Raw genomic sequence first — 13,122 nt, forward strand, 5'->3', positions numbered from 1 at the left:
CTGCCGAGTAACGCGGCAATCGAGCGAATCCCGATGAATGACTTAAGGGTGAACGAGAAGAGCCTACACACCTGCAACGCGAAGTATGACGGGCAACTGGGGGTGGACTGTGAGCGCAGGACTAATTGCAGGTGTAGTGCTGGTATTTATGCTGTTGGGATACTTAATTTATGCCCTGATTAATGCGGAGGCGTTCTAATGGCCGCTTCTGCATTCTTATTAATTGCCAGCTTCCTGCTGGTACTTTTTGCACTGGCAAAACCGCTGGGTAGCGTGCTGGCACGGTTAATTGAAGGAGAACCGCTGCCGGGCGTGGGTCGTGTTGAGTCGGTGATGTGGAAAGTGCTGGGAAGCGAAACGGCTGAAATGAGCTGGAAACGCTATCTTGCCGCGATCCTGGCCTTCAACGTTTTAGGTCTACTACTGCTTTTCCTCATCTTAATGACGCAAGGGAGTTTGCCGCTTAACCCGCAGCAATTGCCTGGCCTTTCCTGGCATCTGGCGTTAAACACCGCTGTTAGTTTTGTCTCCAATACCAACTGGCAATCCTACAGTGGCGAAACCACGCTGAGTTATTTCAGCCAGATGGTTGGCTTGACGGTGCAAAACTTCCTTTCCGCCGCAACGGGTATTGCCGTGGTGTTTGCGCTTATTCGCGCATTTTCCCGCCATAGCGCCACTACGCTGGGTAACGCGTGGGTCGATTTAACTCGCATCACATTTTACATCCTGCTGCCGATTTCACTGTTGATTGCACTGTTCTTTGTTAGCCAGGGAACCTTGCAGAACATCGCCGCATATCAGCCGTTCACCTCGCTTGAAGGTGTGCAGCATGTCTTGCCGATGGGACCGGTGGCTTCGCAAGAAGCTATCAAAATGCTCGGTACCAACGGCGGCGGTTTCTTTAACGCTAACTCCTCTCACCCGTTCGAAAACCCAACGGCGCTGACCAACTTTGTGCAGATGCTGGCGATCTTCCTGATCCCAACCGCTCTGTGTTTTGCGTTTGGTGAAGCAGTGGGCGACAAACGCCAGGGGCGCGCCATTTTGTGGGCGATGGGTATCATTTTTGTTATCTGCGTTGTGGTGGTGATGTGGGCTGAGACACAAGGTAACCCGCATTTCATGCAGCTTGGCGCGGATAGCAATATCAATATGGAAGGTAAAGAGAGCCGCTTTGGCATTCTGGCCAGTAGCCTGTTTTCGGTGATTACCACTGCAGCATCTTGTGGCGCTGTTAATGCAATGCATGACTCCTTCACGGCTTTAGGCGGCATGATCCCAATGTGGCTGATGCAGATTGGTGAAGTGGTGTTTGGCGGCGTCGGCTCCGGGCTATACGGCATGCTGTTGTTTGTCTTGCTGACGGTGTTTATCGCCGGGTTGATGATTGGCCGCACGCCGGAATATCTCGGTAAAAAAATCGACGTTGCGGAGATGAAAATGACTGCGATGGCGATCCTCGTCACCCCGACGTTGGTACTGCTCGGTACCGCCCTTGCGATGATGACTGAGGCTGGTCGAGCCGGGATATTCAACTCTGGCATCCACGGCTTTAGCGAAGTGCTTTACGCCGTCTCATCTGCCGCTAATAACAACGGCAGCGCATTTGCAGGACTTAGCGCCAATACGCCTTTCTGGAACGTGCTTCTGGCTGTGTGCATGTGGTTCGGCCGCTTTGCGGTGATTGTGCCGGTGCTGGCGATTGCCGGAACGCTTGTCACTAAAAAGTCGCAAACCGCAGGCGTCGGTACGCTGCCGACTCACGGCCCGCTATTTATTGGCCTGCTGATTGGTACCGTATTGTTAGTTGGAGCACTGACCTTTATCCCCGCCCTCGCATTAGGCCCGGTTGCGGAACACCTTTCCTTCGTGAATTTGTGATTAAGAGGCTTCCATGAGTCGCAAGCAACAGGCGCTATTTGAACCAGCACTGATTCGTCAGGCGCTAATAGATTCCTTTAAAAAACTTACCCCGCAGGTGCAATGGCGTAACCCGGTGATGTTTATCGTCTGGGTGGGTAGCGTGATGACTACGCTTCTGGCCATTGCCATGTTCAGTGGAAAACTTCAGGGCGATGCTCCGTTTACCTTAGCCATCAGCATCTGGCTGTGGTTTACCGTACTGTTCGCAAACTTTGCCGAAGCGCTGGCTGAAGGCCGTAGCAAGGCGCAAGCCAATAGCCTGAAAGGGGTGAAGAAAACCAGTTGGGCGCGCAAATTACGCGCTCCTCACCATGATGCGCAAATGGACCACGTACCCGCCGCAGATCTGCGTAAAGGCGACATTGTGCTGGTTGAAGCGGGCGACATTATCCCTTGTGATGGTGAAGTGCTGGAAGGAGGTGCGTCGGTCGATGAAAGCGCGATTACCGGCGAATCCGCACCAGTTATCCGTGAATCGGGTGGCGACTTTGCCTCGGTGACTGGCGGGACGCGTATCCTTTCCGACTGGCTGGTGATTCAGTGCAGCGTGAATCCGGGTGAAACCTTCCTCGACCGCATGATTGCGATGGTGGAAAGTGCGCAACGCCGTAAAACACCGAACGAAATCGCGCTGACGATTTTACTGGTGGCGCTGACTATCGTCTTTTTACTGGCAACCGCCACGCTGTGGCCCTTCTCGCAATACGGTGGTGTGGCAGTTAGCGTTACAGTGCTGATTGCCCTGCTGGTCTGTTTGATACCCACCACCATCGGCGGGCTACTTTCAGCGATTGGTGTTGCCGGGATGAGCCGTATGCTGGGTGCCAACGTGATTGCCACCAGCGGGCGTGCCGTTGAAGCAGCGGGCGATGTCGATGTATTGCTGCTGGATAAAACCGGCACCATAACGCTTGGTAACCGTCAGGCTTCTGATTTCCTGCCTGCACCCGGTATTGATGAAAAAACTCTGGCCGACGCGGCACAACTTTCGTCTCTTGCTGATGAAACGCCGGAAGGCCGCAGCATTGTGGTGCTGGCAAAACAACGCTTTAACCTACGCGAACGCGACGTGCAAAACCTGCATGCCACCTTTGTGCCGTTTACCGCGCAAACCCGCATGAGTGGCATCAATATTCAGGACCGCATGATTCGCAAAGGTTCGGTGGATGCTATTCGTCGCCACGTTGAGGCGAACGGCGGACACTTCCCGCCGCAGGTCGACACTCTGGTAGAAGGTGTTGCCCGCACTGGCGGAACACCGCTGGTGGTGGCAGAAGGTGCCAATGTGCTCGGCGTTATCGCCCTGAAGGATATCGTGAAAGGCGGTATTAAAGAGCGCTTTGCACAACTGCGCCAGATGGGGATTAAAACGGTGATGATCACCGGGGATAACCGTCTGACGGCGGCAGCAATTGCTGCCGAAGCGGGTGTTGATGATTTTCTCGCGGAAGCAACACCAGAAGCCAAGCTGGCGCTAATTCGCCAGTATCAGGCGGAAGGCCGTTTAGTGGCAATGACCGGTGATGGCACCAACGATGCCCCGGCGCTGGCGCAGGCGGATGTGGCGGTGGCCATGAACTCCGGCACGCAAGCGGCAAAAGAAGCGGGCAACATGGTGGATTTGGATTCTAACCCTACCAAGTTGATTGAAGTGGTGCACATCGGTAAACAGATGCTGATGACCCGTGGCTCGCTGACCACCTTCAGTATTGCCAACGACGTAGCGAAATACTTCGCGATTATCCCTGCCGCGTTTGCCGCGACTTACCCGCAGCTCAATGCGCTAAACGTGATGCACCTGCACTCCCCTGCGTCGGCGATTTTAAGTGCGGTAATTTTTAACGCGTTAATCATCATCTTTTTGATTCCACTGGCGTTACGCGGCGTGAGCTACAAACCGCTCAGTGCCGCAGCGATGTTACGCCGCAATCTGTGGATTTATGGCCTCGGCGGATTAATTGTGCCGTTTATTGGTATCAAAGCTATCGACTTGCTGCTAACCGTTTGCGGCCTGGTTTAAGAGGAAAAACAAATGTCTACCTTACGTCCCGCTATACTGTTACTGATTTTGCTCACCCTGATTACAGGGGGGCTGTACCCACTAATGACAACGCTGCTAGCCCAGTGGTGGTTCCCGGCGCAAGCCAATGGTTCATTGATTATTGATACCACGGTAGTACGTGGCTCGAAGTTGATTGGGCAAAACTTCACCGAGGCGAAGTATTTACAAGGCCGCCCTTCTGCTACGGCTGAAACGCCCTATAATCCCATGGCTTCAGGCGGTAGCAACCTGGCGGGAAGTAACCCAGAGCTGGATAAGGTGGTCGCGACACGTATTGCGGCGTTACGCGCGGCAAATCCGCAGGCTAATCCAGCGGTTCCCGTCGAACTGGTGACCGCATCAGCCAGCGGCCTGGACGGGCAGATTTCCCCGCAAGCGGCTGCCTGGCAAATCCCGCGTATCGCTAAAGCACGCAATCTGCCGGTTGAACAAATCCAACGGTTGATAGCCGAAAATACCACTCAGCCTTTGGTCGGTTTTCTCGGTAAACCGGTGGTGAATGTGTTGTTGGTTAACGTGGCGTTGGATGCTTTGCAGGCACCGTAAGCGACATCTACCCAAGTCAGGTTCAAAGGAGTTGTTATGACACAGGAACCACAGCGCCCCGATCCAGATAAGCTGCTAGAGCAGGTTAGCCGCCCAACACGCGGGAAGCTGAAAATATTTTTCGGTGCCTGTGCGGGTGTAGGGAAAACCTATGCCATGCTCCAGGAGGCGCAGCGCCTGCGCGCACAAGGGCTAGGTATTCTGATTGGCGTGGTGGAAACTCACGGGCGTAAAGAGACGGCTGCATTGCTTGACGGGCTGGATCTGCTGCCCGCCAAGCGCACGCACCATCGTGGACGCTGGGTTCATGAGTTCGACCTCGACGCTGCACTGGCGCGTAACCCGGCCCTGATTCTGATGGACGAACTGGCGCACAGCAATGCGCCAGGTTCTCGTCACCCTAAGCGTTGGCAGGATGTGGAAGAGTTGCTGGACGCCGGTATTGATGTGTTCACCACCGTCAACGTGCAGCATCTTGAAAGCCTCAACGACATTGTCGGCGGCGTGACTGGTATTCAGGTGCGCGAAACGGTTCCCGACCCCATCTTCGATGCGGCCGATGAAATCGTGCTGGTCGATTTGCCGCCTGATGATTTACGTCAGCGCCTGCACGAAGGCAAAGTTTATATCGCAGGCCAGGCTGAACGCGCCATTGAACACTTCTTCCGTAAAGGGAATTTGATTGCGCTGCGTGAACTGGCACTGCGCCGCACCGCCGATCGCGTTGACGACCAAATGCGGGCCTGGCGTGATAATCAGGGTGAAGAGAAAGTCTGGCACACGCGTGATGCCATTTTGTTGTGTATCGGCCACAGTTCTGGCAATGAGAAACTGGTTCGTACCGCCGCACGCCTGGCAGCAAAACTAGGTAGCATCTGGCATGCTGTGTATGTCGAAACGCCACAGCTTCACCGTTTACCTGAACATCAACGTCGCGCTATTTTAGCTTCGCTTCGACTCGCTCAAGAGTTGGGGGCAGAGACCACCACACTTGCCGACCCGGCAGAAGATAAAGCGATTTTGCGTTACGCGCGCGAGCACAACCTCGGCAAAATTATTATCGGCAGGCGCACCACGCGTCGCTTCTGGAGCAGGGAATCCTTTGCCGACCGTTTAGCCCGCCGTGCCCCAGACCTCGATTTAGTGATCGTCGCCCTCGACGATAAACCTACGTCAGCATCACCATCGGCCCTGGACTCGCGCAGCTTTGCGGAAAAATGGCGCGTACAATTACGCGGCTGCGGGGTGGCGATTGCTTTGTGTGCCATCACAACGTTTATTGCCAATCAGTGGCTGATGGACTTCGATGCCGCCAACCTGGTGATGCTCTATTTGCTAGGTGTCGTTATCGTCGCGCTATTCTACGGGCGTTGGCCTTCGGTGCTGGCAACTGTGATTAGCGTTCTTAGTTTTGATCTCTTTTTTATTGCCCCTCACGGCACGCTGGCGGTTTCTGATATTCAGTACCTGCTAACGTTTGCCGTAATGCTAACGGTCGGCCTCGTTATCGGTAATCTCACCGCAGGTGTGCGTTATCAGGCACGAATTGCCCGTTATCGCGAACAGCGCACTCGTCATCTTTATGAGATGTCGAAAGCCCTCGCCGCAGAACGTACTCCGCAAGATATTGCTGCCACCAGCGAGCTATTTATCAATAACAGTTTCAATGCCCGTACACAGTTGTTGCTGCCCAACGAAAATGGCCAATTAGAGCGGGTAAATGCCAGGGGTGAACCTCAAAACTGGGACGAAGCTATCGCGCGTTGGAGCTTTGATAAAGGCCAACCAGCCGGTGCCGGGACAGATACACTGCCCGGCGTGCCGTATCAAATTCTGCCGCTAAAAACGCCGGAAAAAACTCTCGGCCTGTTGATTGTCGAACCCAGTAATTTGCGCCAGTTAATGATCCCCGAGCAGCAACGGTTACTGGAGACCTTCACGTTACTGGCGGCGACTGCACTGGAGCGATTGTTACTGACCGCCAGTGAAGAACAAGCCCGGCTTTCCAGTGAGCGAGAACAAGTGCGCAACTCGTTGCTTGCAGCACTTTCACACGACTTGCGCACACCACTGACAGTGCTGTTTGGTCAGGCAGAAATTCTGACGTTAGATCTAGCCTCTGAAGGTTCGAAACACGCTCCGCAAGCAAACGATATTCGCCAGCACGTCCTCAATACCACGCGCCTGGTGAACAACTTACTGGATATGGCGCGTATTCAGTCCGGCGGGTTTAATCTGCGCAAAGAGTGGTTAACGCTGGAAGAAGTGGTGGGCAGCGCGCTGAAGATGCTGGAGCCGGGTTTGGGTGGGCGGCATATTGCGTTGGATTTGCCTGACCCGCTGATGCTGATTCATGTCGACGGCCCGTTGTTTGAACGTGTGCTGATAAACTTGCTGGAAAATGCGGCGAAGTACACAGGCTTTCAGGCAAACATAGGCATCCGCGCGCACCCATTGGCTGATAAACTCGATCTTGAAGTCTGGGATAGTGGTCCTGGCATTCCGGTTGGGCAAGAACAGAAGATTTTTGATAAATTTTCCCGAGGCAAAAAAGAGTCAGCCATCCCTGGAGTCGGATTGGGGCTGGCAATTTGCCGGGCGATTGTCGAAGTTCACAATGGGAAAATTGCTGCAGCCAATCGACCAGAAGGTGGCGCCAGTTTTCATGTTATTTTACCTCTGCCCCCACCACCTGAGCTGGCTGAGATGAACGAGGTTATGTGATATCAGTTCTGATTGTTGAAGACGAAAAAGAGATCCGTCGTTTTCTGCGTACCGCGCTGGAAGCTGAATCGCTGCGCGTACATGAAGCAGAAACATTGCAACGTGGTTTGCTGGAAGCCGCCACGCGTAAACCCGATATAGTGATTCTCGATCTCGGTTTGCCCGATGGCGATGGTATTGATTTTATCCGCGATTTTCGCCAGTGGAGCCAGACCCCGATTGTGGTGCTTTCTGCCCGTAGCGATGAGCAAGTGAAGATTGACGCGCTGGATGCCGGCGCCGATGACTATCTCAGCAAACCCTTTGGTATTGGTGAGCTGCAAGCGCGACTGCGTGTAGTCTTACGTCGCCATGCAAGCCTTGCGCAACCCGATCCGGTTTATCAGTTTTCAAATATCAGCGTTGATCTCGCGAACCGCCGCATTACCCGCGATGGCACGGAAATCCACCTCACACCGATCGAATTTCGCCTGCTTGCCACCCTTATCAATAACCATGGAAAAGTTCTGACACAACGCCAGTTGCTAAACCAGGTCTGGGGGCCAAACGCCGTGGAGCACAGCCATTATTTGCGGATTTATATGGGGCATTTACGTCAGAAGTTGGAAAACGACCCGGCTCGACCCACTCATCTGCTTACCGAAACCGGAATTGGCTACCGTTTTATGCTTTGAATCTGAATTTCGTAGGTCGGATTAGCGTAGCGACCTACGACACAACAGACGTAAAAAAGGCGCCTTCCGGCGCCTTTTCAGATTCACATCTTACTTCGCGTTTTTCAGCACTTCGCTGACAATCTCTACCGCTTCTTTCTCAATTTGCAGGCGATGCTCTGCACCTAAGAAACTTTCACAATAGATTTTGTACGCATCTTCCGTACCGGAAGGACGTGCAGCAAACCAACCGTTTTCAGTCATGACTTTCAGACCGCCGATGGAGGCGCCGTTACCCGGAGCCGCAGTTAAGCGTGCGGTGATTGGATCACCCGCCAGGGTACTTGCGCTAACCATTTCCGGGGAAAGTTTAGAAAGTGCCGCTTTCTGCGCAGAAGTGGCAGAGGCTTGCAGACGGTTATAGCTTGGCGCACCGAAGCGAGCAGCCAGTTCGTCGTAATGCTGCTGCGGGTTCTTACCGGTAACGGCAGTGATTTCTGCCGCCAGCAGGCACATGATGATGCCGTCTTTATCGGTAGACCACGGTGTGCCGTCGAAACGCAGGAACGATGCCCCAGCACTCTCTTCGCCACCAAAACCAAAGCTGCCATCGAACAGACCATCGACAAACCATTTGAAACCAACCGGTACTTCTATCAGTTTACGCCCCAAATCGTTCACTACACGGTCAATCATTGCAGAAGAAACCAGTGTTTTACCCACGGCAACATCTTTGCCCCACTGTGGGCGATGCTGGAACAGGTAGTTAATCGCAACAGCCAGGTAATGGTTCGGGTTCATCAGGCCAGCTGGCGTGACGATACCGTGGCGGTCGTAATCCGGGTCATTGGCGAAAGCCAGGTCGAATTTATCGCGCAGCGCTAACAGGCCTCCCATCGCACATTCGGACGAGCAATCCATACGGATCGCGCCATCTTTGTCGAGGTGCATAAAGCGGAAGGTCTGATCAACGTGATCGTTAACAATCGTCAGATCCAGATTGTAGTGCTTCGCGATACGCTGCCAGTATTCGATACCGGAACCACCGAGTGGATCAACACCCAGTTTCAGGCCTGCTTTCTGGATGGCGGCCATATCTACGATATCCACCAGCCCTTCAATAAACGGCTGCACTAGATCTTGCTCTTGTACGTGGCCACTTTTCCACGCCTGATCAAGAGAGATACGTTTCACGTCTTTCAGATCTGTGGCCAGCAATGCATTAGCGCGATCTTCTACGACTTTGGTGACGTTGGTATCAGCCGGGCCACCGTTAGGTGGATTGTATTTGATACCACCGTCATCCGGTGGGTTGTGCGAAGGCGTAATAACGATGCCATCAGCCTGCGCGCCACCCTTTTTGTTATGCATCAGAATGGCGTGAGAGATAGCTGGCGTTGGCGTGTAGCCGTTCGCCTGCTGCACAATAACATCCACACCGTTCGCAGCCAGCACTTCCAGTACGGAGATAAACGCAGGTTCAGACAGCGCGTGGGTATCTTTACCCACATAGCACGGCCCGGTAATGCCATTTTTTGCACGATCTTCTGCAATCGCCTGAGCAATTGCGAGAATGTGAGGCTCGTTAAAGTTTTGACGTGCCGCACTACCACGGTGACCGGATGTTCCGAACTTCACCGCATGTTCGCTATTCCCCACTTCGGGCTTCAGTACATAATACTGAGCCGTCAGTTGGGCTACGTTAATCAAATCGCTCTGTTGTGCCGGTTGTCCTGCACGAGGGTGGTTAGCCATTGGCCTTTCCTTCTGACGCGAGGTGTTAAATTGTGCCGCAAACCTTTTCAATCAATTCCGCCGGGAACTGCATTGATTGCATGATGTGTTCGACCATGCTGCATTTACGGCCAGTATTGGTGTTAGTAATAACCCAGTATGGCGTTCCTGGAACATGCTTAGGTTTGGTCTGGTTTCCATTTTGCAGCAACGTCTGTTCATTACCTGCAAAATAGACACGTGTACGACCATGCAGCGATTCAGTCGCTTCACCAAAAGCTTGAGCATCAAGTGTATACAGAGTTGAAAGCACCATCATGAAACGGTTAACCGCTTTCTTTTGCTCCGCATATTCATCGGACAGCAATAATTCACGAACCGCACGAACGCGATCGCGTGCTTTATTTACGGGTTTGGCTTCCGGAGCAGGTGCAGCAGTTGCGCCTGTCTGGCCGGTAATTGCAGGTGTAGCTGGGGTTTGGCCGGCGGTAAATTTCAACATGCGCCGTAAAATATCGGACGCGCTTTCACCAATGTGCTGCGTGTGGCTGGCAATATAGCGATAGAGCTCGTCATCAACTTCAATTGTTTTCATCTTAATCCAGTGCGATATCTTTTCTGAATGCAAGTAATTGGGATTATAAGGACAAATCCCAACCTCGGGTAGAGCCAAGCTTTTGTCACACCACAAAGTCAGACTAAACTGGAAATTTGCGGCAGTGCGGCAGGATGCCGTTATGATACCCTAACCGCACGAAGTAAAAAAAGAACTTTGCCATGAAATTGAATGCTCGCCTGCAAACTGCGCAACAATCGACTAGTAATTCCCCCATCGTCCTTATTCACGGTCTTTTTGGTAGCCTTGATAACCTGGGCGTGCTGGCCCGTGACCTTGGGCAGGATCATACGTTGCTGCAAATCGATCTGCGCAACCACGGTTTATCACCACAAAGCTCTGAGATGAACTACCCTGCTATGGCGCAGGATGTCGTCGAAACGCTCGATGAATATGACTTTGAGAAAGCCATTATTATTGGCCATTCAATGGGTGGCAAAGTGGCGATGGCTTTGACGGCGATTGCCCCAGAGCGTATCGACAAATTAGTACTGATTGATATTGCACCGGTGGATTATCAGGTGCGCCGCCACGATGAAATTTTCACTGCAATAAATGCCGTCAGCGCCGCTTGCGTTAAAACACGGCAGCAGGCCGCGACCGTGATGCGCGAGCATCTTGATGAAGAAGGTGTTATTCAGTTCTTGCTAAAATCCTTTGCCGATGGCGAATGGAAATTCAACGTGCCGGTGCTGTGGGAGCAATATGAGAATATTGTCGGCTGGGAAAACATTCCTGCATGGAATGAACCCTCGCTATTTATTCGCGGCGGCGCATCTCCTTATGTCAATGAATCGCATCGTAGCCAGTTGCTTTCACAGTTCCCTCAGGCGCGTGCTCATGTGGTTGCAGGTGCCGGACACTGGGTTCACGCAGAAAAACCTGATGCTGTTTTGCGCGCAATCCATCGTTTTATCGACACAACAGCGGCAAACTGATTAAAAACAAACCGACTGGCCGCAAGATGTGGCTAACGCGTTGGCGCGCAAGCCATGCTGATGTATGATTGCGCGCTAAATTGCGCCAGAGCACCCCGCTCCGTGCCACCTGAATTCCCTGTCAGTAGTCTAATCATGGCAAAAGAACAAACGGACCGTACTACATTAGATCTGTTCGCGGACGAGCGTCGCCCGGGGCGACCAAAAACCAATCCGCTAACGCGTGATGAGCAATTGCGTATCAACAAACGCAACCAACTCAAGCGCGATAAAGTACGCGGCCTGAAGCGAGTGGAGCTAAAGCTCAATAACGATGCGGTAGATGCTCTCAATCAGCTGGCTGAAGCGCGCAATATCAGTCGTAGTGAATTGATTGAAGAGATACTTCTCGAACAACTGAAGCAACATCTCAGTTAGTTTTAGTGCTATGTCCTGGTATGCGATTTTGCAGTCTGTGCACACCGGGGCGATAGCAGTTTCCGCACCACGAAGTGTTCTGCTATGATTGCCCTATCTGTGGCCAAATAGCAGCCACCATACCATTAAGTATCAAGAGGTTATTTTACTCATGGCAATCGTAGGCATTTTTTTCGGCAGCGACACTGGTAACACCGAAAATATCGCGAAAATGATTCAAAAACAGCTCGGTAAAGATGTTGCTGAGGTGCATGACATTGCTAAGAGCAGCAAAGAAGACCTGGAAGGCTTCGACATTCTGCTTCTCGGCATTCCAACCTGGTACTACGGCGAAGCCCAGTGTGATTGGGACGATTTCTTCCCAACTCTGGAAGAAGTTGATTTCAATGGCAAACTGGTAGCGTTGTTTGGTTGCGGTGACCAGGAAGACTACGCAGAATACTTCTGTGACGCATTAGGCACTATCCGCGACATCATTGAGCCGCGCGGTGCAGCTATCGTCGGTCACTGGCCGACTGCGGGTTACCATTTCGAAGCATCTAAAGGTCTTGCAGACGATGACCACTTTGTTGGCCTGGCGATTGACGAAGACCGTCAACCAGAACTGACTGCTGAACGCGTTCAGAAATGGGTTAAACAAGTTTCTGATGAGCTCAACCTGGCTGATATCATCAACGCCTGATTCTAAACCCTGGCTACTTTAAGATGCAGGCTGGCAATAAACCTGCATATTCAAGGGCGATGGGCATCAATGTGGCGAGACTATTGGGTTTCGCCACATTGATAGTTATTTCCGATTAAAATAATTGCTACAAATTTTTAACTTTTCAGCTTGTCCCTGTACAATGAACTCCTGACAAATAGCTATCAAGGCCATCAAATCGCGACTCAACCGCAATTTTTTAACTTGGTTATGCATAATACTTGCGGTTCCCATTTAGAAGGGGCAGTTCTATAATGAGACGCATTCATCTTAACGCTCACCCTGACTCCGAGCGAATCGTTAAGCAACAGGACAATTTCCGCATGACTGACAATAATACCGCATTAAAGAAGGCCGGCCTGAAAGTCACGCTTCCTCGATTAAAAATCCTTGAAGTGCTGCAGGGGCCGGTGAACCACCACGTCAGTGCGGAAGACTTATATAAACGTCTGATTGATATGGGCGAAGAGATTGGTCTCGCCACCGTTTATCGTGTACTAAACCAGTTTGATGATGCAGGCATTGTGACGCGCCATAACTTCGAAGGCGGCAAATCCGTATTCGAACTGACACAGCAGCATCACCATGACCACCTGATTTGCCTGGACTGCGGCAAAGTAATTGAATTCAGCGATGATTCAATCGAAGCCCGTCAGCGTGAAATCGCATCACGTCATGGTATTCGTCTGACTAACCACAGCCTGTACCTTTATGGTCATTGTGCTGAAGGTGATTGCCGTACCGACGAAAACGCACACGAAATCAGCGAAAAGTAATCTGCACCTCCGGCACCCAGAGTTGGG

The 13,122-nt window shown here is 52.2% G+C and carries 12 protein-coding genes; 10 read left to right on the plus strand and 2 right to left on the minus strand.

From position 1 onward, the window contains the following. The first annotated feature begins 109 nt into the window (after positions 1–109). The 6 genes from kdpF to kdpE are packed head-to-tail and all read left to right on the plus strand — an operon-like array spanning position 110 to position 7,932. Entirely contained in the window at positions 110–199 is a 90-nt protein-coding gene (gene kdpF, locus AC0IXI_RS17270) for a K(+)-transporting ATPase subunit F (RefSeq protein WP_081908377.1), read from the plus strand. Continuing rightward, positions 199–1,884 carry a potassium-transporting ATPase subunit KdpA gene (kdpA, locus tag AC0IXI_RS17275; RefSeq protein WP_422568622.1) on the plus strand — a complete coding sequence of 562 codons (1,686 nt, stop codon included), beginning with the start codon at positions 199–201 and terminating at the stop codon, positions 1,882–1,884. The genes kdpF and kdpA overlap by 1 nt, the downstream gene beginning before the upstream one ends. A 13-nt stretch (positions 1,885–1,897) precedes the next feature. Then, positions 1,898–3,946: a potassium-transporting ATPase subunit KdpB gene (kdpB, locus tag AC0IXI_RS17280; protein ID WP_413497970.1), complete on the plus strand. Its 2,049-nt coding sequence runs from the start codon at positions 1,898–1,900 to the stop codon at positions 3,944–3,946. 12 nt (positions 3,947–3,958) lie between these two features. Continuing rightward, positions 3,959–4,534, plus strand: coding sequence for a potassium-transporting ATPase subunit KdpC (kdpC, locus tag AC0IXI_RS17285; protein WP_134183741.1), 576 nt, complete (start codon positions 3,959–3,961; stop codon positions 4,532–4,534). Between the two features lie 36 nt (positions 4,535–4,570). Beyond that, on the plus strand, positions 4,571–7,258 hold the full coding sequence (gene kdpD, locus AC0IXI_RS17290) for a two-component system sensor histidine kinase KdpD (protein ID WP_471682834.1): 2,688 nt from the start codon (positions 4,571–4,573) through the stop codon (positions 7,256–7,258). Beyond that, positions 7,255–7,932, plus strand: a complete 678-nt coding sequence (kdpE, locus tag AC0IXI_RS17295) for a two-component system response regulator KdpE (RefSeq protein ID WP_134183745.1) — start codon at positions 7,255–7,257, stop codon at positions 7,930–7,932. The genes kdpD and kdpE overlap by 4 nt, the downstream gene beginning before the upstream one ends. 90 nt (positions 7,933–8,022) lie before the next feature. On the opposite strand, the gene pgm is transcribed toward kdpE, so the two are convergent. Together pgm and seqA are read right to left on the minus strand one after the other, a co-directional pair. Beyond that, positions 8,023–9,666: a phosphoglucomutase (alpha-D-glucose-1,6-bisphosphate-dependent) gene (gene pgm / locus AC0IXI_RS17300; protein WP_471682835.1), complete on the minus strand. Its 1,644-nt coding sequence runs from the start codon at positions 9,664–9,666 to the stop codon at positions 8,023–8,025. A 25-nt stretch (positions 9,667–9,691) separates the two neighbouring features. Beyond that, positions 9,692–10,240: a replication initiation negative regulator SeqA gene (gene seqA, locus AC0IXI_RS17305; RefSeq protein ID WP_134183749.1), complete on the minus strand. Its 549-nt coding sequence runs from the start codon at positions 10,238–10,240 to the stop codon at positions 9,692–9,694. Positions 10,241–10,422: 182 nt separating this feature from the next. On the opposite strand from seqA, the gene ybfF reads away from it, so the two are divergent. The 4 genes from ybfF (at position 10,423) to fur (ending at position 13,095) form a co-directional block, all read left to right on the plus strand. Then, complete coding sequence (gene ybfF, locus AC0IXI_RS17310; protein ID WP_064517089.1) at positions 10,423–11,199, plus strand: esterase; 777 nt, start codon at positions 10,423–10,425, stop codon at positions 11,197–11,199. A gap of 135 nt (positions 11,200–11,334) precedes the next feature. Then, positions 11,335–11,616 (plus strand): LexA regulated protein, encoded by a 282-nt coding sequence (gene ybfE, locus AC0IXI_RS17315; protein ID WP_064517087.1) that lies wholly within the window; start codon positions 11,335–11,337, stop codon positions 11,614–11,616. Positions 11,617–11,767: 151 nt separating this feature from the next. Beyond that, the gene (fldA, locus tag AC0IXI_RS17320; RefSeq protein ID WP_064517084.1) at positions 11,768–12,298 is read left to right on the plus strand and encodes a flavodoxin FldA; all 531 of its coding nucleotides are present in this window, start codon (positions 11,768–11,770) and stop codon (positions 12,296–12,298) included. 344 nt (positions 12,299–12,642) lie between these two features. Continuing rightward, positions 12,643–13,095, plus strand: coding sequence for a ferric iron uptake transcriptional regulator (gene fur, locus AC0IXI_RS17325; protein WP_034456677.1), 453 nt, complete (start codon positions 12,643–12,645; stop codon positions 13,093–13,095). Positions 13,096–13,122 lie beyond the last annotated feature (27 nt).

Source organism: Buttiauxella sp. AC038 (genome assembly GCF_979253565.1).

What these genes read in the sequence shown, in the direction of transcription:
- seqA (WP_134183749.1), bottom strand. Translation starts at nt 10,240, where the DNA reads ATGAAAACAATTGAAGTTGATGACGAGCTCTATCGCTATATTGCCAGC.
- kdpB (WP_413497970.1), top strand. Translation starts at nt 1,898, where the DNA reads ATGAGTCGCAAGCAACAGGCGCTATTTGAACCAGCACTGATTCGTCAG.
- kdpC (WP_134183741.1), top strand. Translation starts at nt 3,959, where the DNA reads ATGTCTACCTTACGTCCCGCTATACTGTTACTGATTTTGCTCACCCTG.
- kdpA (WP_422568622.1), top strand. Translation starts at nt 199, where the DNA reads ATGGCCGCTTCTGCATTCTTATTAATTGCCAGCTTCCTGCTGGTACTT.
- fur (WP_034456677.1), top strand. Translation starts at nt 12,643, where the DNA reads ATGACTGACAATAATACCGCATTAAAGAAGGCCGGCCTGAAAGTCACG.
- kdpD (WP_471682834.1), top strand. Translation starts at nt 4,571, where the DNA reads ATGACACAGGAACCACAGCGCCCCGATCCAGATAAGCTGCTAGAGCAG.
- ybfF (WP_064517089.1), top strand. Translation starts at nt 10,423, where the DNA reads ATGAAATTGAATGCTCGCCTGCAAACTGCGCAACAATCGACTAGTAAT.
- ybfE (WP_064517087.1), top strand. Translation starts at nt 11,335, where the DNA reads ATGGCAAAAGAACAAACGGACCGTACTACATTAGATCTGTTCGCGGAC.
- pgm (WP_471682835.1), bottom strand. Translation starts at nt 9,666, where the DNA reads ATGGCTAACCACCCTCGTGCAGGACAACCGGCACAACAGAGCGATTTG.
- fldA (WP_064517084.1), top strand. Translation starts at nt 11,768, where the DNA reads ATGGCAATCGTAGGCATTTTTTTCGGCAGCGACACTGGTAACACCGAA.